This window comes from Microbacterium sp. NPDC090014, from assembly GCF_044748285.1.
GTDB lineage: Bacteria > Actinomycetota > Actinomycetes > Actinomycetales > Microbacteriaceae > Microbacterium.
Genome location: NZ_JBIVFS010000001.1, coordinates 1,744,597 through 1,769,197 on the forward strand (window position 1 = coordinate 1,744,597; position 24,601 = coordinate 1,769,197).

19 protein-coding genes are annotated in these 24,601 nt (G+C 69.6%); 11 read left to right on the forward strand and 8 right to left on the reverse strand.

The features are described from left to right. From ACIPV5_RS08255 to ACIPV5_RS08270, 4 genes are read left to right on the forward strand one after another with little or no spacing between them, the layout of a single operon-like run. A complete protein-coding gene (locus ACIPV5_RS08255; RefSeq protein ID WP_230100666.1) occupies nucleotides 1-768 on the forward strand; it encodes a general stress protein in 768 nt (255 codons plus the stop codon). Next, nucleotides 768-1,523 (forward strand): DUF4870 domain-containing protein, encoded by a 756-nt coding sequence (locus ACIPV5_RS08260; protein ID WP_320487897.1) that lies wholly within the window; start codon nucleotides 768-770, stop codon nucleotides 1,521-1,523. Before ACIPV5_RS08255 ends, ACIPV5_RS08260 begins: the two co-directional genes overlap by 1 nt. After that, nucleotides 1,523-2,173, forward strand: a complete 651-nt coding sequence (locus tag ACIPV5_RS08265; protein WP_295100551.1) for an alpha/beta family hydrolase — start codon at nucleotides 1,523-1,525, stop codon at nucleotides 2,171-2,173. The genes ACIPV5_RS08260 and ACIPV5_RS08265 overlap by 1 nt, the downstream gene beginning before the upstream one ends. Nucleotides 2,174-2,185: 12 nt before the next feature. Beyond that, nucleotides 2,186-2,941 carry a metallophosphoesterase family protein gene (locus ACIPV5_RS08270; RefSeq protein ID WP_400340701.1) on the forward strand — a complete coding sequence of 252 codons (756 nt, stop codon included), beginning with the start codon at nucleotides 2,186-2,188 and terminating at the stop codon, nucleotides 2,939-2,941. 4 nt (nucleotides 2,942-2,945) lie between these two features. Here the strand turns inward: ACIPV5_RS08270 and ACIPV5_RS08275 are convergent, their stop codons facing one another. The 3 genes from ACIPV5_RS08275 to ACIPV5_RS08285 are packed head-to-tail and all read right to left on the reverse strand — an operon-like array spanning nucleotide 2,946 to nucleotide 6,323. Further along, nucleotides 2,946-3,836, reverse strand: a complete 891-nt coding sequence (locus ACIPV5_RS08275) for a phosphotransferase (protein WP_400340702.1) — start codon at nucleotides 3,834-3,836, stop codon at nucleotides 2,946-2,948. Nucleotides 3,837-3,844: 8 nt separating this feature from the next. Then, on the reverse strand, nucleotides 3,845-5,266 hold the full coding sequence (locus ACIPV5_RS08280) for an aminopeptidase P family protein (RefSeq protein WP_400340704.1): 1,422 nt from the start codon (nucleotides 5,264-5,266) through the stop codon (nucleotides 3,845-3,847). Nucleotides 5,267-5,303: 37 nt separating this feature from the next. Beyond that, on the reverse strand, nucleotides 5,304-6,323 hold the full coding sequence (locus ACIPV5_RS08285; protein ID WP_372984639.1) for an endonuclease/exonuclease/phosphatase family protein: 1,020 nt from the start codon (nucleotides 6,321-6,323) through the stop codon (nucleotides 5,304-5,306). Nucleotides 6,324-6,411: 88 nt separating this feature from the next. Between ACIPV5_RS08285 and ACIPV5_RS08290 the strand changes: the two genes are divergently transcribed. Next, the gene (locus ACIPV5_RS08290) at nucleotides 6,412-7,287 is read left to right on the forward strand and encodes a PHP domain-containing protein (protein WP_400340705.1); all 876 of its coding nucleotides are present in this window, start codon (nucleotides 6,412-6,414) and stop codon (nucleotides 7,285-7,287) included. A gap of 73 nt (nucleotides 7,288-7,360) precedes the next feature. Here the strand turns inward: ACIPV5_RS08290 and ACIPV5_RS08295 are convergent, their stop codons facing one another. Next, nucleotides 7,361-8,884 (reverse strand): DEAD/DEAH box helicase, encoded by a 1,524-nt coding sequence (locus ACIPV5_RS08295; protein WP_053095593.1) that lies wholly within the window; start codon nucleotides 8,882-8,884, stop codon nucleotides 7,361-7,363. 167 nt (nucleotides 8,885-9,051) lie between these two features. On the opposite strand from ACIPV5_RS08295, the gene ACIPV5_RS08300 reads away from it, so the two are divergent. Then, entirely contained in the window at nucleotides 9,052-9,765 is a 714-nt protein-coding gene (locus ACIPV5_RS08300) for a ferritin-like fold-containing protein (RefSeq protein WP_053095594.1), read from the forward strand. Between the two features lie 22 nt (nucleotides 9,766-9,787). On the opposite strand, the gene ACIPV5_RS08305 is transcribed toward ACIPV5_RS08300, so the two are convergent. Together ACIPV5_RS08305 and ACIPV5_RS08310 are read right to left on the reverse strand one after the other, a co-directional pair. Continuing rightward, nucleotides 9,788-10,075, reverse strand: coding sequence for a hypothetical protein (locus ACIPV5_RS08305; RefSeq protein WP_400340707.1), 288 nt, complete (start codon nucleotides 10,073-10,075; stop codon nucleotides 9,788-9,790). A 7-nt stretch (nucleotides 10,076-10,082) separates the two neighbouring features. Further along, the gene (locus tag ACIPV5_RS08310; protein ID WP_053095596.1) at nucleotides 10,083-10,307 is read right to left on the reverse strand and encodes a DUF3107 domain-containing protein; all 225 of its coding nucleotides are present in this window, start codon (nucleotides 10,305-10,307) and stop codon (nucleotides 10,083-10,085) included. Nucleotides 10,308-10,493: 186 nt separating this feature from the next. Between ACIPV5_RS08310 and ACIPV5_RS08315 the strand changes: the two genes are divergently transcribed. Both ACIPV5_RS08315 and ACIPV5_RS08320 read left to right on the forward strand, forming a co-directional pair. Then, the gene (locus tag ACIPV5_RS08315; protein ID WP_400340710.1) at nucleotides 10,494-13,727 is read left to right on the forward strand and encodes an ATP-dependent helicase; all 3,234 of its coding nucleotides are present in this window, start codon (nucleotides 10,494-10,496) and stop codon (nucleotides 13,725-13,727) included. Further along, nucleotides 13,676-17,170 carry a UvrD-helicase domain-containing protein gene (locus ACIPV5_RS08320; protein WP_400340712.1) on the forward strand — a complete coding sequence of 1,165 codons (3,495 nt, stop codon included), beginning with the start codon at nucleotides 13,676-13,678 and terminating at the stop codon, nucleotides 17,168-17,170. Before ACIPV5_RS08315 ends, ACIPV5_RS08320 begins: the two co-directional genes overlap by 52 nt. Here the strand turns inward: ACIPV5_RS08320 and ACIPV5_RS08325 are convergent. Continuing rightward, nucleotides 17,116-18,465 (reverse strand): phosphotransferase, encoded by a 1,350-nt coding sequence (locus ACIPV5_RS08325; protein WP_072591014.1) that lies wholly within the window; start codon nucleotides 18,463-18,465, stop codon nucleotides 17,116-17,118. The genes ACIPV5_RS08320 and ACIPV5_RS08325 overlap by 55 nt on opposite strands. A 64-nt stretch (nucleotides 18,466-18,529) precedes the next feature. Between ACIPV5_RS08325 and nudC the strand changes: the two genes are divergently transcribed. Further along, on the forward strand, nucleotides 18,530-19,429 hold the full coding sequence (gene nudC / locus ACIPV5_RS08330; protein WP_400340714.1) for an NAD(+) diphosphatase: 900 nt from the start codon (nucleotides 18,530-18,532) through the stop codon (nucleotides 19,427-19,429). Beyond that, nucleotides 19,426-21,147 (forward strand): ATP-dependent helicase, encoded by a 1,722-nt coding sequence (locus ACIPV5_RS08335; RefSeq protein ID WP_053095601.1) that lies wholly within the window; start codon nucleotides 19,426-19,428, stop codon nucleotides 21,145-21,147. The genes nudC and ACIPV5_RS08335 overlap by 4 nt, the downstream gene beginning before the upstream one ends. A 789-nt stretch (nucleotides 21,148-21,936) precedes the next feature. Here ACIPV5_RS08335 and ACIPV5_RS08340 read toward each other — a convergent pair. After that, complete coding sequence (locus tag ACIPV5_RS08340; protein WP_394194306.1) at nucleotides 21,937-23,343, reverse strand: zinc-dependent metalloprotease; 1,407 nt, start codon at nucleotides 23,341-23,343, stop codon at nucleotides 21,937-21,939. A gap of 117 nt (nucleotides 23,344-23,460) precedes the next feature. On the opposite strand from ACIPV5_RS08340, the gene ACIPV5_RS08345 reads away from it, so the two are divergent. Beyond that, nucleotides 23,461-24,555: a PDZ domain-containing protein gene (locus ACIPV5_RS08345; RefSeq protein WP_082586550.1), complete on the forward strand. Its 1,095-nt coding sequence runs from the start codon at nucleotides 23,461-23,463 to the stop codon at nucleotides 24,553-24,555. Nucleotides 24,556-24,601: the final 46 nt, after the last annotated feature.

Below are 24,601 nucleotides of genomic sequence, written 5' to 3' on the forward strand. Positions count from 1 at the left end.
ATGAGTATGCTGAACCGTCCAGCCGACAGCCGCGATGAGGGCGAGATCGTCGCCTCCACACGCGATTACGAAGGCGCCCAGAAGACGGTGTCGAAACTGATCGCCCAGGAGGTGCCCGCCCGGGACATCGCGATCATCGGACAGAGCGTCCGGACGGTCGAGCGCATCACCGGGCGTCTGGGCTATGCAGCAGCCGCCCGATCGGGAGCGATCAACGGCGTGCTCATCGGTCTCTTCCTCTCTGCGATCCTCGTGATCGGCAACCCGGAGGTTCCGATCCAGCTGTTCGTCGGATTCGTCTTCATCGGCGTCGCACTCGGGATGCTTCTGAGCCTCGTCACGTATGCGATCGTGCGGCGACGCCGCGACTTCGCGAGCGTCACGCAGTTCGCGGCCGATCACTACGAGGTCCGCGTCCAGGCCGCTTCGCTCGCGAAGGCCCGTCTCGCCCTGGGTGCGGCCACGCCGGCACCGGCGCGGGCACCGGTGAACCTCGACGAGCCGCCGCGGTACGGCGAGCGCATCACCCCCGGCGCGCACGAACCGGCCGGACAGCCGACGACCACGACACAGCCGACGCCCGAAGAGCCGACGCCCGGAGCCGATCCGACTCCCGGCAGCGAGCCGACACCGCCGCTGGGCGGCGGTGAGACTCCGCCTGCAGAGCCGGCCGTCCCGCCGAGGCCCGCGGATCCGGAGCCGCCGTCTCCCGCGGCGCCCGGGACCGGTGGCGCGGGGGTTCCTCCGAAGTCTGCGGAGCCCGCCTGATGTCAGACGCACCCCGCGATCCGTCGACCCCGTCCGAGCGATCGGCGCAGCCCGCACCGCCGCCCGTGCCTCCCGTTCCGCCCTTCCCTGACGGGCAGCAGCCCGCGGCGCCGGCCCGTCCGCTGAACCCGTACGCCCCGCCGCCGGCGCCCGGCTCAGCCCCGCAGCAGTCGCACGGCTACGCACCGCCACAGGGCTCCGCGTACGCACCGCCGCAGGGCTCCGGGTACGCACCGCCGCAGGCCCCGGGGTATGCGCCGCCTCAGGCGCCGGGCTACGCGCCGCAGCAATCGGCACCGGGCTACGCGCCGCCGGCCTACCCCGTACAGGGGTACCCCGTCGGCGCCTACCCTGCGGCCGTCCCCCCGCGGGGTCTGCTTCCGTGGGCACTGGGCCTGCTGATCCTCATCCCGTTCCCGTTCGTCGGCGGACTCGCGTCCGGACTCGCCATGGCCGTGAGCGGCGGGGCGTCCCGTCGATACGGCGGGGTCGCGCGTGAGAACGCTCGCGCTGCGCTGAACTGGGGGCTGACGTACCTTCTGGTCTCCACGGTGCTCCTGGTCACGCACTTCGTGCTGCTGTTCGCGCTGACCTCCGATTCGCCGACCACCGGCTTCTACCCGCTCGGCATCCCCATCACGCTCTATTTCGCGCTCTCGGTGCTGCACGTCGTGCTCGTGATCGTGGGCATGGTGCGTGCGTCGAGCGGCAAGGTCATGCGCGTGCCGTTCGCCATCCCGTACCTGCGGGCCTGATGATCGAGATCCCTGTCGAGCTGCCCTCCGGGGTGACGACGGTCTCTGCCGACTGGGCGCCCGGCGACAACGGCGCGACAGTCCTGATCGCCCACGGCGCCGGTGCGGGCAAGGACCATCCATTCCTCGTGGGATTCTCGGATGCGCTCTCGGACCGGGGATTCTCCACCCTGCGGTTCAACTTCCCCTACGTGGAGCAGGGGCGCAGGATGCCGGGGCCTGCGGCGCACGCGATCGCGACGTGGAACGCGGCTGTGGCCTTCGCGCGCGATCTCGACGCGGAGGCCGCCATCTGGGCCACAGGCAAGTCCTACGGCGGACGCATGGCATCGATGGCCGTGGCCGAGGGACTGGCGGTCGACGGTCTCGTCTACCTCGGCTACCCGCTGCACGCTCCGGGCAGACCGGAGAAGCCGAGAGCTGAGCACCTGCCGGCGGTCGCTGCGCCGCAGCTGTTCATCGAGGGCACGAACGACCCCTTCATCCAACCTCTGACACAGTTCGATGACGTCGTCTCCACGTGTCAGGACGCCCGCGTCGTCTGGATCGAGGGTGGCGGTCACACCTTCGAGGTGAAGGGGCGCAAGCGTGCGGCATCCGACATCGGCGCGTCGCTCGCGCCGATCGTCGCGGAGTTCGTCCGGCCCTGACAGCATGGCAGGGTGAGTCTCGAACGCGTCGCCCTGATCTCCGATGTCCACGGAAACCTGAGCGCTCTCGAGGCGGTGCTCGCCGACATCCATCGCAGGGGCATCGCCCGCATCGTCAACCTCGGAGACACGGCGGGCAAGGGGCCACGAGGCGAGGACGCCGTGCGGCGCTGCCGCGACGTGTGCGAGGTGAACGTCCGCGGCAACTGGGACGACTTCCTGCCGACCATCCCCGACGACGGGCCGTCCGAGATGCTGTGGTGGCGAGATGAGCTGTCGGCGCCGAGCAGGGCGTGGCTCCGGTCGCTTCCGCTGAGTGTCGATCTGGTCCTCAGCGGTCATCGGATCCGCCTGTTCCACGCGTCGGCGCAGAGCCCGCACGTCCGCGTGCACTTCGCCCACACGCCCGAGCAGTTCTCCGCGATGTTCGAGGCGACGGAGATGACCGGCGACGGCCCGCTGCCCGATGTGGTGGGCTACGCCGACATCCACGACGCCTACATCGAATCGAACGACGGACGTACGCTGTTCAACGTCGGAAGCGTCGGGAACCCGCTCGACACACCCGTTCCGTCCTACGTGATCCTCGAAGGAGGACAGTCGGCGGACGATCCCTTCGGGATCCAGTTCGTGCGCGTGCCCTACGACGTCGAGGCCGAGATCGCCGTCGCCGAATCGCTCGACATGCCGACCGCCGATGTCTGGGCCGTCGAGCTCCGCACCGCCGTATATCGAGGGCGGCAGGCATCGCAGACGGCGACGCCATGATCGCTCAGAGGTTCGCGAGGTCCGGATCGTCGAGCAGACGCCTCATCGTCGACCGTCCCAGACCGCTCATGGCGGGGTTCGAGGACTCGTAGTACCAGACGAGGCCCATCGCCTGCTGCAGCGCCCAGGCTGCTCCTCGCTGCCACTCGCTGTCGGAGACGCGCAGACGGTCACGCACGACGGACCGCCCCCGAGCGTCGAACAGATGCCACGCGGCGACGAGATCGAGCGCAGGGTCGGCAGGGCCGAAGCCCCCGCCGTCGAGGACACCGACGAGACGACCGTCGGCCACCAGCAGGTTGAACGGCGTGAGGTCCCGGTGGCTCATGACGTCCGCACCCTCGCGGGGCGCGTCGCGCAGCGAGCTCCAGAGTCGATCCACGCGATCAGGATCGATCCGGTGAGCGCTGCGCTCGATGCAGAGCGCGACCCACTCGTCGTGGTCACGGAGAACACCACCGCGGCCGCGCCCGTCGAACTTCCGTCCGCGGGTCTCGGTCGACCGCAGCGCAGCGATCAGCCCGGAGACGTCCGAGACGAGCGACTCCGACGATGCGTGGCCGGCGGGGTTCGCGGCGACACCCGCCAGCCAGGTCTGGATCGACCAGGCAGAAGGATGCTCCTCGGTCGCCGCGGCGAGTCCGACAGGCCGCGTCGCCGGCACGCCGCAGACGTCGGCGAGCTCAGCCATCGCCGCGGCCTCGGCGCCGAGGACATCGCGCGATTCTGCGACGAGGGGGAACCGTGCCGCGAGGTCGTCGCCGATCCGGAAGATCGTGTTCACCGTGCCCGTCGAGCGGACGCGCTGGATCGGCAGATGGGCGAGCTCGGGGAACGTCTGCGCGATCAGCCGCGCAGCGCGATCGTCCGTGAGTGCGAGCTCGCCCTCGTGCATCCGTGAGGTCAGCGCTGGACTCGTGCGATCCAGGCTTCGACCTCATCCGCCGTGCGCGGGATGTCCGCCGAGAGGTTCACCGGGCCGTCCTCGGTCATCAGGATGTCGTCCTCGATTCGCACACCGATACCCCGGTACTCCTCGGGAACGGTGAGGTCGTCGATCTGGAAGTAGAGGCCGGGTTCGATCGTGAAGACCATTCCCGGGGCGAGGATGCCGTCGTAGTACATCTCACGCCGGGCCTGAGCGCAGTCATGGACGTCGATGCCGAGGTGGTGCGACGTGCCGTGCACCATGTAGCGGCGGTGCTGCCCGCCGGTGTCGCCGTCCAGCGCCTCCTGCGCGGTCACGGGGAGCATTCCCCACTCGGCGACGCGCGCGGCGATGACGCGCATGGCCGCCTCGTGGACCTCGCGGAAGCGCACCCCGATGCGAGCCGCGGCGAACGCGGCATCAGCGGCCTCGCGCACCGTCTCGTACACCCGGCGCTGCACCTCGGTGAAGGTTCCGGAGACGGGGAGCGTGCGGGTGATGTCCGCGGTGTACAGGCTGTCCGCTTCGACGCCCGCGTCAACGAGGATGAGGTCTCCCGGCACGACCGTGCCATCGTTGCGGGTCCAGTGCAGGTAGCAGGCATGGGGACCCGATGCGGCGATCGTGTCGTACCCCTCGCCGTTGCCGTCCTCGCGCGCGCGGCGGTGGAAGACGCCCTCGACGACGCGCTCGCCGCGAGCATGAGCGATCGCGTCGGGCAGCGAACGGATGACGTCCTCGAATCCCTGCGCGGTGATGTCCACCGCTCGGCGCATCTCGGCGATCTCGTACTCGTCCTTCAGGAGCCGCAGCTCCGAGACGAAGCGGGTGAGGTCGTCGTCCTCGTCGAGCACGAGCTCTCCCTCGGCGGCCGAGAACCTCTCGAGGTGGTCGGTCGCGATGTCGAGGTCTGCCGCGACGCCGGCGAGAGACGGGCGAGGGCCGATCCAGAATTCACCGACCGTGGCGTCCGCATAGAACTCCGTGGTGGTGCGATCGGCGCGCTCCCGGAAGTACAGCGTCACATCGTGGCCGGACTCGGCCGGCTCGAACACGAGGATCGAGTCGGGCTCGGCATCCGAAGCCCATCCCGTGAGGTGTGCGAAGGCCGAATGCGCACGGTACGGGTAGTCGGTGTCGTTGCTGCGCTGCTTGAGCGAACCGGCAGGGATGACGAGTCGCTTGCCGGGGAAGGCAGCGGACAGGGCGGCGCGACGCACGGCGGCGAACGGCGCCTGCGCTCGCGGCGCGGGGATCGACTCGGGGCGCTCCGCCCATCCGGTCGAGATCGTGTCGAGGAATCCGCGGGGGAAGGGCTGCTTCCGATTCGTGGTGGTCGTCTCGGCGGGAGTCTCGGTCGTGGGCTCTGCGATCGTGTCGCGCTCAGCGGTGCTCATCCCTCCAGTCTGTCACCTGAGCGACGGCCACGGCATGTCAGCCTGCGGGTTCGAGCTGCACCACGAGACCGCGGTGGTCGCTTCCCGAGCCGCCGATCACGACGGAACCCGTCGTGGACCAGCTCGGCGACGCCATGACGTGGTCGATCGGGGTGCTCAGCAGCGCCGGCAGCGAGCTCGGCCATGTGCCGCTGAATCCGTTGCCGGAGCGGCTCGCACCGTCGCGGCAGTACCCCATGTCGCCGCCGTCGACGCCGAGCCCCGCCATGTGGTCGATCGTGGCGTTGAAGTCGCCCGCGAGGATGAAGTTCCCCTCGGGGCACTGGTCGGCGATCCAGCGCAGGTCGCTCTGCCACTGCGCCATGTCCTCCATCCGGGGCGCGACGGCGTGCACCGCGACGATCGTCGGACCCTCGCCATCGACCGGCATCAGCACCGCGCTGGGCACCGAGCCGGTGTTGTTGGAGCCGTCCTCGGACGACTCGATCACGGAGTACTCGCCGAGGTCGGGGGAGACGAGGACGGTCGTGTGCCAGGACTTGGGGCCGTCGACGACGTCGGGCTTGAACTGCACATGGTGCACCCACATGGGGTGATCCTGATCGCGCAGCAGCACGGCGATCTGCTCGCCCACCTCTTCGGTGGTCTCGGGCAATGCGACGACGTCAGCGCCACGCTCGAGGATCTCCCGCGCGATCTCCTCGGCGGACACCTCGTCGCCGGCGGTGTTCCAGGTGAGCACCCGGATGCTCGAATCGGTGGCGGCGGGGAGCGTGTCCGCGCCGAACCCGCGCATGAAGCCGATGGCTCCCGTCGCACCGGCGCCGAGCAGGGCGACGATCAGCACGGATGCCGCGAAGCCGCGCAACGGCTTCGCGAACAGGAGCAGCATCGAAACGGCCGCGACGAGGAGGAATGCCGCCAGGACCACGCCGCGGGCGGCGACGATCTGCGCGAACGGATAGGTCTGCTCGAGATGGAAGAACTGCGGCCAGACGACGACGGCCGTCGCGATCGCGAGCAGCACGGTGACGAGGATCCCCAGTAGTCGAAACATCCTCTTCAGCCTAGAAGTCCTCTCTGTGAAGTCCCTAGAGCGACAGGCGTGCGCGGCCGACGTCCACGGTCGTCGGTACGCTCGGAGCATGGCCACCGCTCGATCCCGCCGTTTCGCCGGTCCGTCCGACCTGCACATGCACTCGAACCACTCGGACGGAACGGAGTCGCCCGGCGATGTCGTGCGCCAGGCACACCGGTTCGGGGTGCGCACGATGGCGCTGACCGATCACGATCGCACGACGGGGTGGGACGAGGCGGCAGCGGCGACGGCCGAGCTCGGGATGACGTTCATCCCCGGCATGGAACTCTCCGCGAAACACGAGTGGCGCAGTGTGCACGTGCTGGGCTACCTCTTCGATCCGCTCGACGAGGCGCTCGGATCCGAGACCGATCGCATCAGAGGCGACCGGATCGGTCGTGCCGAGCGGATCGTCCGCAGCATCGGTCGTGACTACGACCTCGACTGGGACGATGTCCTCGCCCAGACCACTCTCGACGCGACGGTCGGCCGTCCGCACATCGCCGATGCCCTCGTGGCGCGCGGAATCGTGCGCGACCGCACCGAGGCGTTCGACGGGATTCTGCACCCCAGAGAGGGCTACTACGAGCCGCACTACGCGCCCGACCCCCTCACGGCAGTGCGTCTGATCACCGAGGCCGGAGGGGTGGCGATCATCGCGCACCCTGCCACGATCGGCCGCGACCACATGATGCCCGTGCCGTTCATCGAGCAGCTCATCGCCGCAGGCCTGGGCGGTTTCGAGATCGATCATCGGGAGAACACCGCGGCAGGCCGGAAGACGCTGCACGCGATCGCCGCGAAGCACGATCTCATCGTCACCGGCTCGAGCGACTATCACGGCACCGGGAAACCCAATCTGCCGGGCGAGAACACCACATCCGACGAGATGGTGGAGCGACTGATCGAGCGCGCGACCGGCACCGCACCCCGCTACGCCTGACGCCGGGACGGCAGAGGGGCGGATGCCGCAGCTGCAGCATCCGCCCCTCTGTGAGTCCCTGAGGTGGAGTCGATCAGGCTCCGACGACCGGAGCCGCTCCCGCGCCGCCCGAACCCCCGCGGCGACGACGGCGACGACGGGCCGGGGCCGGCTTGCCGTCGTGGTGCTCCTTGCCTGCGCCGTCGTGGGTGCCGGCGCCCTCGGCGCCGCGGTCCGCTGACGGCGAGGACTGAGAGTCTCCGGGTGATGCGTCGGCAGCGCCCTCGGCGAATGTCGAGCCCACCGGGGTCGAGCCGCCCCGACGACGCCGACGACGGCGGGTGCCGCCCTCATCCGTGCCCTCGGCCGCGGCATCGGCCGCACGCTCGGGGCGCGGTGCGCGCTCGGTCTTGACCGACTGGGTCTTGGGAGCCGAGACGAGACGGCCCTTGGTGCCTGCGGGGATGTCGAGGTCACTGAACAGGTGCGGGCTCGAGGAGTAGGTCTCGACCGGGTCGGGCTGCCCGAACTCGAGGGCGCGGTTGATCAGCGCCCACTTGTGCAGGTCCTCCCAGTCGACGAAGGTCACGGCGATGCCGGTCTTGCCCGCCCGGCCGGTGCGACCGGCGCGGTGCAGGTAGGTCTTGTCCTCGTCGGGGATGGTGTGGTTGATGACGTGCGTCACATCGTCGACGTCGATGCCGCGGGCGGCGACATCGGTCGCGACGAGGACGTCGCGCTTGCCGGCCTTGAACGCGGCCATCGACCGCTCGCGCTGGTCCTGTCCCATGTCGCCGTGCACGCCGCCGACGTTGAAGCCGCGGTCGCTGAGCTCGTCGACGAGGCGCTGCGCGGCCCGCTTGGTACGGGTGAAGATCACCGTCTTGCCGCGACCCTCCGCCTGGAGGATGCGGGCGATGATCTCGTCCTTGTCGAGCGAGTGGGCGCGGTACACCAGGTGCTTGATGTTCGCCTGCGTGAGACCCTCGTCGGGGTCGGTCGCGCGGATGTGGATCGGGTTCGTCATGAACCGACGAGCCAGCGCGACGATCGGTCCGGGCATGGTCGCGGAGAACAGCTGGGTGTGACGGACGGCCGGGACCTTCTGGAAGATCTTCTCGATGTCCGCGAGGAATCCGAGGTCGAGCATCTTGTCGGCCTCGTCGAGCACGACCTCGGTCGCGTTGGAGAGGTCGAGCAGACGCTGGCCGGCGAGGTCGATCAGGCGACCGGGCGTGCCGACGACGATCTGGGCGCCCGCCTTGAGCTGGTCGATCTGGCCCTCGTATGCCTTGCCGCCGTAGATCGCGACGACGCTGGTGGAGCGGTTGCTCGTCAGCAGGTCGATGTCCTCGTACACCTGCACCGCGAGCTCGCGCGTCGGCACCACGATGAGCGCCTTGACGCCGTGCTCGGGGTCGAGGCCGAGCCGCTGCACCACGGGGATGCCGAAGCCGAAGGTCTTGCCTGTTCCGGTCTTGGCCTGGCCGATGATGTCCTGGCCCGGAAGGCCGAGGGGGATGGTCTGCTCCTGGATCGGGAATGCGTCGACGATGCCCTTGGAGGCGAGAGCGTCGATGATGTCCTGATCGATTCCGAGATCAGCGAAGGTTGTCAATGTTCAGATGCCTGTCCGGCGACCTGCGAGGATCGCCATGTTCACGGATCCACGCCGTCTCTTGTGCCACAGGCGCGGGCCCCGCTCCGACGGCGGGGACAGGGACAGCCTACCCGAGGGGGTGGCGACGCCCGGGAATATCGCGTCTCCCGGGTAGTGTGAACCCCGTGGTGAACTGGTTCTGGAAGCGTAGGACGCCCCGGCGCACGATGACGTTGCGCAGTCGGGGCGATCAAGGAGCGGCGACGCGGGTCGACTTCGCCGAACTCGCGCCGGAGCTGCCGCGATTCCTGGGACAGGCGGCGTACCTCCAGCTGGGGTACTTCGAGACGCTCACGCGGCTGATCAGGGCGACTCCGGAGCTCTCCGAGAAGGAGGCGCTCTCCCGGGCAGCCGGTGCTGCGCTCACCAAGCATCGGGCGATAGTCGAACTCATCGCGGAGCGCGGAGACGATCCGACGCAGCTCATGCTCCCGTTCCGGGAGAACCTCGACGCCTTCCGGCGCAAGACCATCGGCGCGCGTCCGCGGGAGACTCTCCTCGCCGTCTACATCACGGCAGGCATGCTCGACGACTTCTACTTCGCGCTCGCCTCGAGCTACGGCGACACGGGGGAGAGGGTCGCGGAGATCCTCTCCGAGGACGATGCGCGACACGAGATCGTCGCCATCATCCAGGAGACGATCGACGGCGACGGCGAGTGGCGGTCGCTGCTCTCGATGTGGGCGCGCCGGCTCGTGGGGGACACGATCCTGGTGTGCCGGTCGGCGCTGCGTCAGCCCGAGCTCGCCGCGATGAGCGAGGACCGCGTCGAATTGGTCTACACCGAGCTGATGGGCGCGCACGCACGCCGCATGGATGCGATGGGTCTCGCCTCCTAGCCGACGGACCCGGCCGACGGCATCAGATGCCGAGTGCCGCCTTGGCCGCGGCATCGCTGCGTAGGCGAGACGCGACGATCGCGACGGTGGCGACTGCCGCGATGCCGACGGATCCCACCACGCTCGCGAGCCATAGCCAGATGCTGTCCTCGCCCACGCCGAGCCACTGCAGGCCGGTGTAGATGACGGCAGCGAGGGCCGTGGCGACAGCGGGGGTGAGAGCGACCCCGCGCAACTCCCGCCCACCGATCATGTAGTGGGCCGCGATGCCGAGCGCGCACGCTCCGACGAGAGCGAGGAGGATGTACATCGTGGGGTCAGGCGAAGAAGCCGACGCGACGAGACTCCTCGGTGCCGAGCTCGATGTACGCGAGGTTCGCGGTCGGAACCAGGTAGGAGTTGCCCTTGACATCGGCGAAGCTCAGGTGAGAAGTGTTCTGCTCGAGAGCCGAGGAGACCTGCGTGCGGACCTCGTCCGCGCTCGATGCGGTCTCGAAGCTGAGCTCACGGCCGGTGTTGATGATGCCGATGCGGATTTCCACGCGTACTCCTGTTTTCCAGTCGACGATGCTGTGGTCGAGTCGACCTCGGAGGTCGACGACTGAGCCTAACTCTACCGGGCGGCGAGGTGACGGGATCCGCGGATCGGGCCGGTTTCGCCCTGAGCGCACACCGTCGCGAGGCGCCGACGCCCGGCGATGTCGGCGCGCCGCAGTAGCGTGGAGGACATGACAGAGGATGCCGCGCAGAACGCCGTGATCGGTGCAGACGCCTCGGCATCCGGCGTCATCATCGGGGCGCCCGGCACGGGCAAGACCCGCACTCTCACCGAGCGCGTCGTCCATCTGCTCGACACAGCGGGGATGCGTCCGGAGCAGGTCCTCGTCCTCACTCCCAGCAGGCAGGCGGCGACCGCGCTGCGGGACCGCATCGGGGTCAGGATCGGTCAGGCCACTCCCGGGCCGCTGGCCAGGTCGCTCGGGTCGTTCGCATTCCAGGTGGTGCGCGGAGCGATGGTCCGCGAAGGGGCGGAGCCACCGGCTCTGCTGACCGGCGCAGACCAGGACCGCCTGATCGCCGAGCTCCTCGCCGGCGATGCGGAGGACGAGCGCATCGACTGGCCGCAGGCGCTGAGCCCCGCCGTACGCGCCTCCAAGGGGTTCCGCTCCGAGCTCCGTGCCTTCCTCGCGGAATGCGTCGAACTGGGGGCGCAGCCCGACGAGCTGCGCACGTCCGATGTCCCCGCCTGGTCGTCCGTCGCCGAGTTCCTCGTCGAATACCGCGCCGTGCTCGACCTGGCACGGGCATCCCACCGCGACGCGGCAGACCTGCTCGCCGAGGCGTGCACGATCCTGCGCACCGCGGAGCCGAGTGCCCTCGGCCCTCTCGCCGACCTCAGGGTGGTGCTCATCGACGATGCGCAGGAGCTGACACGCGGTGGCATCGCGGTGGTCGAGGCGCTCCGTGCGCGAGGCACGGCAGTGCTCGCCTTCGGTGATCCTGACATCTCCTCCGGAGCTTTCCGCGGCGCGAGCCCCGAGCTGTTCGCGCACCTCGCCACGGCGCTGGGCGAGGTCCACGTGCTCGATGTCCCTCATCGTCAGGCGCCGGCGCTCACCGCGCTGACCCGCACCGTCACGCAGGCGATCGGCGTGTCGGGCCGCGTCGACCACAGGCGCGCGCCCGAGCCCGTCGCCGCGCACAGCCCGGGCGCCCCCGGCGACGTGAGCACCTTCATCGCCCCGTCACCGCATGAAGAGCTCGACCGCATCGCGGGTGTCATGCGCGAATGGCATCTCGTGGATGACGTCCCGTGGGATCGCATCGCGGTCATCGCACACGACACCAGGCAGGTCACGCAGCTCGACGCAGAGCTCGCCGCGCGGGAGATCCCGACGAGAGCCGCGGGCGTGCAACGTCCTCTCGGCTCCGAGCCGATCGTGCGCGACATCGTCGGCATCGTGCGCCTGGCCCTCACGCCGGCCGAGGAGCGGACTCCCCAGGACTGGGAGGAGGCGCTCCGCACTCCCTTCGGAGGCATGGATGCGATCGGGCTCCGACGCCTTCGCGCTCGTCTGCGCCATATCGAGCTCGACCTGGGGGGCTCGACGCCCGCACGGGAACTGCTGCGCCAGGCGCTGGCATCGCCCGACCACTTCACGCTCATCGACGCCCAGGAATCGCGCCTGGCCGCGCGCTTCGCCGCGACGATCGCAGATGTGGCCGCCGCGGCTGCCGACGGCGAGACGATCCACGATCTCCTGTGGCGGGTCTGGGACCAGGCCAGAGCGGTCGACGGGCGCAAGCTCCAGATCGCCTGGCGTGAGATGTCGTTGCAGACCAGCGGTGCGGAGACGGCGCGAGCCCTCGATGCGCTCGTCTCCCTGTTCGGTGCGGCCAAGCGATTCGTCGAGCGCACCCCGAACGAGAAGCCGGAGGTCTTCGTGCGCGACATCCTCGACAGCGAGGTGCCCGAAGACTCTCTCTCGAGTCCCGACCGGCCGGGCCGTGTGACCCTGCTCACACCGGCGACCGCACTCGGAACGGAGTTCGACGCGGTCGTGGTGGCCGGAGTGCAGGACGGAATCTGGCCGAATGTGCGGCTGCGCGGCGGGATGCTCCAGTCCTGGCGTCTCGCCGACGCACTGCTCGCATCCCGCACCGGAACCGCCGAGCACCCGCCCGAGGCACTCGACAGGCGCCGCGCCGCTCTGCACGATGAGCTGCGGCTGTTCGTCCGCGCCATCTCTCGTTCGCGGAGCAGACTCCTCATCACCGCGGTCGATGACGACGACATGACACCCAGTGCGTTCTTCGGCTTCCTCCCGCCGCCCGACCCGCCCGAGCTGCATGCCTCGGCCGAGCACCCGCTCACGCTGCGCGGTCTCGTCGCGCGTCATCGTCGGGTACTGACGACCTCGAGCGTCCGTGCCGCCCGAGACCACGCCTCCGCCCAGCTGGCGGTGCTCGCGCGGGAGGGAGTGCCGGGTGCCGATCCGGACGAGTGGTACGGAGTGACGCCGCCGACGACCGATGCACCGCTGCACGACCTCGCCGTCGACGCCGCCCGGGTCTCGCCGTCGCGGATGGAGTCCTTCGAGGAGTGCGAGCTGAACTGGGCGGTGTCCGCCCTGGGCGGCGACACCGTGATGCCGCCGTCGGCCGGAATCGGCACGATCATCCACGAGGCGATGGAGCAGGTGCCCGACGGCGAACTGGACCGTCTGCGTGAGGTCCTGGCCGAGCATTGGCCGGAGCTCGATTTCGAGACGGCCTGGATAGGTCGCAAGGAGAGGCGCCGCGCCGATCTGTACATCGATCGACTGCACAGCTACCTGTCGGACGTGGCGGACGAAGGCGGTCGGGTGATCGCCGGCGAGGTGGAGTTCCGGTTCGCGGTCGAGGTGCCCGAGCAGGAGGGCATCGCGCCGGGCGTGCGTGCGGCGAGCGTCGACGGCGACCCCCATCCGCACCATGCGATCGTGCACGGCTTCATCGACCGGGTCGAGGCGTACACCGCGGGTGGTGGAGAGCATGCGAAGGCGCGGGGACAGAAGTGGACGCGCATGGCCGATGCGCAGAGCGGGGAGCGCGTCGTGGTCGTGGACTTGAAGACCGGCAAGTACGAGCCGGAGAGCGAGCAGAAGGTGGCGGACCACGCCCAGCTCGCCGCATACCAGGTGGCGGTGCAGGAAGGACTCGTGGCGGGAGCGGATCCTGCGGCCCTCGCCGGCGCGCGCCTCGTCCTGGTCGCCAAGACCCTGGCCGGCAGCGATTTCCGCGTCGCGCACCAGCACACCCTCGCCGGTGAAGAGCGTGTCCAGTTCCTCGGGCGGATCGCGGAAGCCGCCCGAGGGATGTCGGCGGCGAGCTTCACGGCCCATGTCGAGGCTCACTGCGCGGATACGCAATGGCGAGTCCAGCCGTGCCGCATCCACACCGTCGCCGCGGTGAGCGCGTGACGGCGTGGACGGGAGCGGGGAACGGGATCTCTGCTCTGGACGTCGCCGCCGCGCTCGGTCTCCCCGCACCGACGGAGGCTCAGCAGCGGGTGATCGAGTCGCCACCGGCGCCGGCTTTGGTGGTCGCGGGCGCGGGCAGCGGAAAGACCGAGACGATGGCCGGCCGCGTCGTCTGGCTGGTCGCGAACGGGCATGTGCGACGCGATCAGATCCTCGGCCTGACCTTCACGCGGAAGGCCGCGGGTGAGCTCGCGGAGCGCATCGGCGTCCGTCTGGCGCTCATCGACGAATACGGGAGACGAGGACTGCTGCCGCACCTGCCCGAGATCGTGGCGAGCGGTGCCCTCGATCGGGTGTCGAGAGCCGCGAACGCCAGACAGCGCGAGGTCGTCCGATCGCAGGTGCTCGACGAGCTCGCCGCACGTTTCGGCACCGGGGCGGTCTCGACCCCCCGTTCGGCCGAGGATCTGTTGATCCGTCCGAAGGTCTCGACCTACAACGCGTTCGCGGATGGCATCGTGCGCGAGCACGCGGCGCGCATCGGCCGCGACTCCGACGTCGCCATGCTCAGCCAGGCCGCATCCTGGATGCTCGTGCGCGACGTGGTGCTGCGCGCCGACCTGCCGGAGCTGGAGGAGATCGACCGGTCGGTGGCGGGGGTGGTCGACGCGGTTCAGAGATTGGCCGGCGACTCGCTCGATCACCGGGTCGATCTCGACCGCGCCGATCGCATCGCGCTGCGCCAGGCCGAGGCGTTCGAGCCGTACCTCAGCAACGCGGAGGTCGCGACCGCGGCTGCGAACCTGCGCGCTCTTCCCGCTCTGTCCGTCCTGGTGCGCGATTACATCGCCGAGAAGGAGCGCCGCGGAGTGCTGGACTTCGCCGACCAGGTCAGCGGCGCCTACGACATCGTGGAGTCGTCTCCCGACGTGCGCGAGGACCTGCGGCAGCAGCATCAGGTGGTGCTGCTGGACGAATACCAGGACACCTCGGTGATCCAGACGCAGTTCCTCGCCCGACTCTTCCGCGACACCGCGGTGATGGCGGTCGGGGATCCGCACCAGTCGATCTACGGATGGCGAGGCGCCAGCGCGGACAATCTGCACGCCTTCGCGCGCACCTTCTCCGAACACGAGAGCGTCGGCAACTACAGTCTGATGACGAGCTGGCGCAACGACCGGAGCATCCTCGGTGTCGCCAACCGCATCCTCGGTCCGCTGCGCAGGCCCGGATTGGATGTGCCACCGCTCGAGTCTCGTCCCGGCGCCGGCCCCGGGGCGGTCGAGATGAGCTTCCCGCTCACCGTCGATGACGAGGCTCGCGCGGTCGCCGAATGGTTCGCGGCGCGTCGCGCGGAGCACGACGACCTCGCGAAGCCGCATACCGGAGCGGTGCTGTTCCGGTCGAAGCGGCACATGCAGACGTTCGCGGCGGCCCTTGCCGCAGAAGGGATTCCGCACCGCATCCTGGGGCTCGGGGGACTCCTGGCGACCCCCGAGGTCGTCGATGTCGTGTCGACGCTGCGCGTGCTGCACGATCCGACGGCGGGCTCTGCGTTGATCAGGCTCCTCGTCGGTCCTCGATTCTCCGTCGGTGTCGCCGACATGGCGGCGTTGCAGCAGCTCGCGGCGGAGCTCTCCCGTCGGGACAGCGGGCTGCTGCCGCTGGACGACGAGCTCCGCAAACGCATCCGCGCGTCACGGGGGGCGGACGAGGCGCTGTCGATCATCGACGCCGTCGACGTGCTCCGCGGTCTCAGCGACGACTACCGCCTTCTCGCCGGGATCACGCCGGACGGGCGTTCTCGCATCCGTGCCGCGGGCGAGATGCTCGAACGCCTCCGACGGGCGTCGTCGCTTCCGCTTCCCGATCTGCTGAGGCTGATCGAGCTCGAGCTGCGTTTGGACATCGAGCTCGCAGCGAACGAGACCAGAGGGCCGGCGCGTATCGCGGCGACGCAGCTGCGCGCGTTCACCGACGAGGTTCGGTCGTTCCTCGCCGCAGACGAACGGGGGACCATCTCGAGTCTCCTCGCCTGGTTGGAGAAGGCCGAGAGCACAGACGAGCTGGTGCCGCGGCCCGAGCCGCCCGAACCCGGGGTCGTCCAGCTTCTGACGATCCACGGATCCAAGGGGTTGGAGTGGGATGCGGTCGCCGTCGTCCGCATGGTCGAGGGCGAACTGCCGTCGCGCCCGACGGACACCTCAGGATGGTTCGGCTTCGGAGTGCTGCCGTTCGCTCTGCGAGGCGACAGCGCGGCCCTGCCGACCTTCAGTTGGATAGCGCCCTCGGACGAAGAGCTCGATGCGGCGAAGCGGCTGAAGGCAGGTATCGCATCGCTGACCAGCAGGAGCAAGACAGCGCCGGGCGCGATCACGGTCTTCAAGGACGCCTACCGCGAGTATCAGCAGGAGGAGGAGCGTCGACTCGCCTACGTCGCCGTCACCAGGGCGCGCAGTCATCTGCTTCTGACCGGGGCCCACTGGGCGGGGCAGAAGCAGCCGAAGAAGCCGAGCCCCTATCTGACCGAGGCGATGGAGATTCTCGGAATCGCTCCGATCGAGCCCGTGGATCCGGACGAGAACCCCTACGACGGCCCCGGCGCAACGCTCACCTGGCCTCTCGACCCGCTCGGCGCTCGGCGTGGAGTCGTCGAGGCAGCCGCCGCTGCCGTGCGCGCGGCAGCCGACGGGGAGCCGGAGGCCGCTCCCGAACTGGCGCGTCTGCTCGCCGAGCGCGCCGCCCGATTGCGTGGCACCGACGCATCACCGCCCACCCGGGTGCCGGCCTCCCGCTTCAAGGACTACGTCACCGATTTCACCGGCACCGTGTCTTCCATCGTCCGTCCGATGCCTGAGCGGCCGTATCGGCAGACCCGGCTGGGCACGCTGTTCCACGCATGGGTCGAGCGGCGGAGCGAACTCGTCGGCGTCGGTCAGCGCGTCGACGAGGCGCTGTGGGAGGTCGACGAGGATGATCTCTCGTTCGTCGAGACCGTCGGCGGAGCGGAGGTCTCGTCCGCCGACGCCGCCGACCTCGAGACCCTGCAGTCGATCTTCGAGGCCAGCGAGTGGGGAGCGCTCAAGCCCATCGCGGTCGAGATCGAGATCGACTTCGCGCTGGGTGGCGCTGTGCCGGGTGACGAACGCCATATCGTCATCTGCAAACTCGACGCGGTCTATCGACGCGAAGATCGCGGCGGGCGCATCGAGATCGTCGACTGGAAGACGGGCAAGGCCCCACGCACACCTCGGGAACGGGAGGAGCGGATGCTGCAGCTCGCGCTCTACCGTCTCGCCTACCACCGTCGTTTCGGAGTGCCCCTGGAGGAGATCGACGTGGCGCTGTACTACGTCGCGGACGACCTCGTCATCCGCGGTGACCGCGTCTACTCCGAGTCGGAGCTCTTCCAGCGCTGGAGCGCTGCTCGGGCAGCCCGCTGAGCCTCGTCCTCCGGCGATCCCTCGTCTGAGCCGTCCGCTCGCTCAGTCCGCGCCGGGTCATCGACCGGGCGTCGCTCCGCGGTGGGCTCCTGCGCGGTGTGCCTGCGCACGCCTGAAAGATCTTCCGTCTCGAGACCACCGACCTCGAGACGACGAGCGGCGTCCGCGGCGGCGTCGCTGAGATCGCTCGTCGCCTGATCGTCGGCATCGCCATCAGGACCGTCGGCGTCGTCGTCGCGCCACAGCTCGTTCGGGTTGTACGCGTCGGTCTGCATCGACGTGTCGGCCCCCGCCGAGGCGCGTGCCGGCACTCTGTCGAGCGCGTCCAGGGCGGACTCGACGCCCTCGTTGCGCGACGCGATCACGCCGAGATCGTCGCTGTGCAATCCTTCGGCGAGTGCCTCGAGAAGGGCGGCGGCGTCGTCGACGATGTCGGGTCGGTGCAAGGAGTCGCCGTGGACGAGCCATCGGGCGAATTCGAGCTCGGCGAGCAGGCGTGCGCGCACCTCGAGAGCGCCGTCCGGCCCGCGGTCGGCGGCCCGAGCGTACGCGGCATGGACGTCGTGCGCCGCATCAGGGGCGGTGGACAGCCACGACAGATCGATCGCCGGATCTCCGACGGAGAGCGAATGCCAGCCGATGAGTCCGGTGACCTCGGGACCGAGATCCGGGTCGTCCCGGAAGATGAAGGAGGTCGACTGCACGCCGCCCAGCACGACCGTCGATTCGAACCGCCAGAGATCGTCATCGGCGACGGCGTCGCGCCATCGCACGGTGAGCCGCGCGGGGACGCGCCCGGTCGATGCCGCGGAGTCGATCAGTCGAGCGAGTTCGTCGCGGCTCTCCTGCGCAGACCGCGTCGTCAATCCGGCGCCTCTCACGACGGAGGTGGGCAGGGAGTGCACTGCCGCGATCGCCGCACCCATCGATTCGGCGGCGCCACGGCCGGCCGGCACCATCGCCGCCTCGATCTGGAATCCGGGCAGCAGCTCCGTCACGAGCGCGCGGGCGTCTGCGAGTCGCGTCTCGCCGATGTATTCCGGGGCTCGGAAGGGGAGCATCGCCCGCGCACCGGCCGTCAGAGCCCGCAGCGCGAGGGCCTCGGCGGCCAGCTCGCGTGAGGTCTCATCGTCATCGGCGACACGGATCGCGAGCTCGCGCCCGTCTGCGAGAGTGGCGACCGCGGAGTCGAAGCGTCCGTCACCGTCGGCGCTGAGCGTGCGGGCCCCGATCACCTCGGCGCCGGGCAGTGCGGCAGTCACCGCCGCGGCTAGAGTGAATGGAGAGCGTCCCATGCCTCCAGGGTAGGTGGACGTGGGGGTGGTCCAGCTTCCGCCACGCCCGTGAGAGAGGGAGACGATGATCGCCGGCAGCAGCACATCCCTCGATCGCGCAGCGGATCTGCGGGTCGAACCCGGAGTCCTCGATCGTCTGCGCGCCGACGAGGCGACGCGGGTCATCGCCGTACGAGACGGCCGCGTGCGCATTTCGGGCGCCGACCTCGAATCGGCCACGCTGCTGCGGGTTCCCGCCGGCGAGATCGTCGATGCGACCTGGGCGCTCCTCGGGCGCGAAGGTGACGGTACCGCCGTGCTTCTCGCCGTTCTGCAGCCCGAGGGCGACACCGTCGACACCGCACCCGACGAGGTGTGGCTGGGACTCCGCGACCTCGGCGCGCGTCTCGGCTCGGGTGACACAGAGCTGCTCATCGAGGCGCTCGCGCTGGGAGGCTGGCTGCGGGACGCACCGTTCTGCCCCCGATGCGGCGGAGGGACGGAGCTGCGCCAGGCCGGATGGTCGCGCCGCTGCCTCGTCTGCGGTCGCGAGCACTTCCCTCGGACGGACCCAGCCGTCATCGTCGCGGTGGAGAGCTCTGACGGCGAACGGCTCCTGCTCGGGGCGAACGCCAATTGGGGCGGCCGGATGTACTCATGCTTCGCCGGATTCACCGAGGCGGGCGAGTCGTTGGAGTCGACCGTGCATCGTGAGCTCGAGGAGGAATCCGGCGTTCGGCTGGCCTCGCTGCGTTACGTCTCGTCTCAGCCGTGGCCGTTCCCTCGCTCGCTCATGCTCGGCTTCCGTGCCGTCGCTCTGGATGAGCACGAGCTGCGGCCCGACGGGGAGGAGATCATCGACGTCCGCTGGTTCACCCGTGACGAGATCGGGTCCGCTCTCGCCGGTGACGGACCCGTCGGCCTCCCCGGACCCGCGTCCATCGCGCGCGCACTGATCCTCGACTGGTTCGAGGAGCGCGCGTGAGCGCGCTCGAAGCCCTCGACGATCGACAGCGGGAGGCGGCATCCGTGCTGCGCGGTCCCGTCGCCGTGCTCGCAGGTGCGGGAACCGGGAAGACCCGAGTGATCACCCACCGGATCGCCCATGGCGTCGACACCGGTGCATACTCGCCGTCGCGCGTCATGGCGGTGACCTTCACGGCCAAGGCGGCGGGCGAGCTCAGGGGTCGTCTGCGCGCGCTCGGCGTCGAGGGCGTGGCCGCGCGGACATTCCACGCCGCCGCCCTCGCCCAGCTGAACTTCTTCTGGCCCACACTGGCCGGATCACCCGCTCCGTCGATCATCGACAACAAGGTGAGGCTGCTCGGCCAGGCTGCCGACGCGATGCGACTGCGGCCGAGCACCGCGACGCTTCGCGACCTCGCCTCGGAGATCGAATGGCGCAAGGTGTCGATGTTGTCGATCGAACAGCACGCGTCGCTCGGCCGCACGTTGAGCGGCGTCGACTCCGCTCAGTTCGTCGAACTGCAACAGCGCTATGAAGCGTTGAAGGACGAGCGGCGCCAACTCGACTTCGAGGACGTGCTGCTGGCCTGCGCCGGGATGCTCGAGGCCGAACCTCGCGTCGCAGCGTCCGTGCACGAGCAGTATCGGCATTTCACGGTCGACGAGTACCAGGACGTCTCTCCGCTCCAGAACCGCCTGCTCGAACTCTGGCTGGGCGATCGCAAGGACATCTGCGTCGTCGGTGACGCGAGTCAGACCATCTACTCGTTCGCCGGCGCCGAACAGCGATTCCTCCTCGAGTTCGAGCGGCGGCATCCCGATGCCACGGTCGTGCGTCTCGAGACCAACTACCGTTCGCAGGCCCCGATCCTCGAAGCGGCGAACGCCCTGATGAAGGGGCGGCCGGGCGCCCTCGAACTCGTCCCGGCGAGAGAGACGTTCAACGCGGATTCGCCCACGGTCACGGCGTACGACTCCGAGCGCGACGAGGCAGAGGGGATCGCCGCCGCCGTGGCGGCGCGGATCGAGTCAGGGGCGTCGCCCTCAGAGATCGCCGTGCTCTACCGGGCTCATGCGCAGTCCGCGGTGCTGCAGCAGGCGCTCGCCGCCGAGGGCATCGCGACATCGGTGCTGGGTGGAACCCGGTTCTTCGCGATGCCCGAGGTGCGACAGGCGATCCTGGCCCTGCGGGCCGCCGCGGTCGCGCCGACCGAGCACGGTTTCCTGCCCGGGGTCCAGAGGGTCCTCCGCGAGCTCGGTCTCTCCGACGAGCCACCGGCGGCCGGGGGAGCTCAGCGCGACGGCTGGGAGGCTCGGCGGGCGATTCTGCGTCTCGCCGAAGACGCCGGACCCGATGAGACCCTGCGCACCTTCAGCGACGCGCTCATGGCGCGCGCGAAGGACCAGCACGAGCCCACCATGCGCACCGTGACTCTGTCGACGTTGCACGCCGCCAAGGGTCTCGAATGGCCGCATGTCTACCTCGCGGGGTGGGCGGAGGGCGCACTTCCGATCTCCTACGCCACCGGCTTCGAGGCGATCGACGAAGAGCGCCGCCTCGCTTACGTCGGCGTCACGCGGGCCGCGCGTACTCTCTCGCTGTCGTGGTCGCGCTCAGCGGGACGCGGGGAACGCGCCCCGTCGCGGTTCCTGGCAGAGATGGGAACGACTGCTCGCGGCACCGGCATTCTTCGTGAAACGTCACCGAGCGCCAGTCGCGGCGCCCCTCGCCGCTGACCTCGACGAACGAGCCCGGGGCCGCGCTCTCTGCGAGCAGCCGCGCGACGAGCGTCGCCGCCTCCGTGATCCGCGCGGCACTGATCGGACCCGCGCCGCGCCCGATGAGTTGGGCGTGCATGCGGGGCCAGGCATCGTCGCGCTCGCGTTCATGCTCGTCGCGGCAGGTCAGGCAGGCCGATTCGCCGGGCACCACCAGGGGTCCGACCGTGATCCGTCCTCGCTCGAGCGCGACCGGAAGGTGCGAGGTGTCGTCGCGAAGGTAGCGTGCGAAGTGCAGCGCGGCCGCCGCACCTTCGACCAGCACGATGCCGATGTCGCGGGGATTCTCCCGCTCGCCGACGGCGATGCCCTCGTCGAGGAGCGCCTCGCGCATGCGGAACTCGCATCGCGCGTCGGCGACGTCGATGCTCTCCACCCACGCAGCCGGGGGAGCGGGAGAATCGTCGACGAGCAGCGGCTCGAGCCGCGACAGGAGCATCCGCGCCTCTGCGCGCGGGGCGCCGGCGGCATGTGCCACGACATCGAAGCCCCCGCGCCGGAATCCGGCGGCCATCCGAGCGATCAGACGCTCGACCCACGGCTCCGAGGCGGCGATGCGCAGTGTCCCCTCGATGCCGATCTGCAGGGTCTCACCGTCGCGCCAGAGCAGCGGAACCGCGGGATCCAGGCGAGTGATGGTCTTGGGTGTCAGAGGAGACATCCCTCGATTCTGCGCAAAGCCGAGCTCCCGGTGGGGGAGTCGCGGGCATCCGTGGAAAAGTCCTCGCGCCTCTGCCACCCCGTCGGTCACACGGGTCGGTCGCCCCCTGGGCCGTCGTCACCGTCCGTGTCCTGCTCGCCTTCGGGCGTCTCCGGCTGCTCTCGCGAGAAGTCGTCGCCATCCAGCAGACGTGCCAGCGCCTCGTCGAACTCATCGGCGACCGGCTGCTCTCCCCGCGCGCTCGCCTGCAGTCGCGCCACGAGCGCCGACGGGTCGTCGATGTCGTCCGACGTCGGCATGAGGTCGGGGTAGTCCCACAGGGAGTCGCGCCCGGCGATGCCCACGGCGTCTGTCACCGCCTGCCACATGGCCGATGCCTCGCGCAGACGACGGGGCCGCAGCTTGAGTCCGACGAGAGCGCCGAGTGCGTCCTCGGCGGGACCGCCCACCGCGCGGCGGCGACGAGCGGCTTCGGCGATGCGGGCACCGTCGGGAAGACGGGAGGTGGCCTGCGCGGTCACGACGTCGACCCAGCCGTCGATCGTCGCGACGAGGTTCTCGAGTCGGTCCAGTGCCTCGCGCTGCGCGTCGGTCTGCGTGGGAAGCAGCGCACCGCCTTCGATGGCCGCGCGGAGCTCTTCGGGGTTGGACGGGTCGAGGCGGCTTGCGACGTCCTCGAGTGCATCCACGTCGACCGTGACCCCGCGGGCGAAATCGGTGATCTGCGCCATGACGTGCAGGTGCAGCCACTTCGAGTGGCGATACAGCCGGGCGTATGCGAGTTCGCGGGTCGCGAGATAGAGGGTGATCTGGTCTTCGGGGATCTCGAGACCCTCGCCGAACGCTGTCAGGTTCTGGGGGATGACAGCGGCAGTGCCGGCCGGAAGCACCGGGATGCCGACGTCTCCGCCCGACACCACTTCGAGTGCGAGGTTGCCGAGGACCTGGCCGAACTGCGCCGCGAAGACCGAGCCGCCGAGACCGCGCATGAGCTTGCCCGCGCCCTGCACGACGTCGCGCATCTCTTCGGGCACCTGCGTGTCGAGCGCGCTGGTGAGCGCATCGGCGATGCTCGTCGACACGGGGCCGGCGATCTCCTTCCACACGGGCAGGGTCGCTTCGACCCATTCGCCGCGCGTCATGGCCTTCGGCGACTCGCCGAGTTCGGAGATCGTGGTCGCCTCGCCGAGCCAGAGGTCCGCGAGGGCGAAGGAGTCGACGAGCGAGGTCCGCGAGCCGTCGGTGATGCCGAGACCGTCGCGGTTGGCGATGTGCAGCGCCTGCCGCAGCGCGTTCTCCCAGGGATCGCCGCCGAACGCACCCTGCAGCTGCGACATGATCGTCTGCATCATCGCCGGGTCGATCTGGATCCCATCCATGCCCGCGAAGGCGTTCTGCAGCGCCTCGGGGTCGATGTCTCCGGCGCCCTGGCCGGACATCATGCGTCGGAGGAACTCTTGGAAGTCCTCGGGGGTCGGGTCGTTGTCTGACATGTCGCTCGCCTCTCAGCACGCCTAAAGCCGTGGCATCTACGCTAGTCACAGGATCGGCCGCGAGACCCCGAAGCGGGCAGATCGCTGTACGCCGCCCGCGAACGACGGAGGAACCCTGTGGATCGAACCCGGTCTGTCAAGCTCGGACTGGGAGTCTGGGCGCTGGTCGTCGCGTTGATCGCGCTCGTCGTGCTGACCTTCCTCCCGACGCCTTACGTGATCCAGCGCCCGGGCCCGGTCTACGACACCCTCGGCACCGCGGCAGGAGCCGACGGCGAGCAGGTTCCGCTCATCCAGGTCGACGGCGCCGAGACGTTCGAGACCGGAGGCACTCTCGACCTCACGACCGTGCAGGTCGTCGGAAACCGTGAGCGCACCCCGAGCTGGTTCGAGCTCGCTCTCGCGTGGATGGACTCCTCACGAGCGGTGGTGCCTCTCGACTCCGTGTTCCCCGAGGGGGTCACGACGGAGCAGCGTGACGAACGCAACGCGACACTCATGGTGGACTCGCAGCACGAGGCGACCGCGGCAGCGCTCAACGAGCTGGGCTACGACACCGGAGCCGAGGTCGTCGTCCAGGAGGTCGTCGAGGATGCACCGGCCGAGGGAGCGCTCGAGGCGGAGGACGTCATCACCGCCGTGGACGGCGCCGCGGTGACCTCCGCGAAGCAGCTGCGTCAGGCGATCCAGGATGGGGAGGGCGCGCCGGTCTCGCTCACCGTGCAGCGCTCCGGCGAGGAACAGGTGGTCGAGGTGACGCCCGTCGAGCAGACCGACGGTGACGTGACGACGTGGCTGATCGGTGTCACGTTGCGCACGGACTACGATTTCGAGATCGATGTGACGCTCCAGCTCGACAATGTCGGTGGACCCAGCGCCGGGATGATGTTCGCGCTCGGCATCATCGACACCCTCACCGAAGGGGAGTTGAACGGCGGCGAGAACGTCGCCGGCACCGGCACGATCGAGGCCGATGGGACGGTCGGGCCGATCGGCGGCATCCGTCAGAAGCTCTACGGTGCCCGTGATGCGGGGGCGGAGTACTTCCTCGCTCCGTCGACGAACTGCGACGAGGTCACCGGCCACGTGCCGGACGGACTGACCGTGATCAGCACCTCGACGCTGGAGGAATCGCTCGACGCGCTCGAGGTGATCGCGAACGGCGGCGACGTGGGATCGCTCCCGACCTGCGACGTCGTGACCTCCCCGTGACAGGTATGACAGCCGCAGCACAGTAAGGCGTGCCTAGGATGGGAGG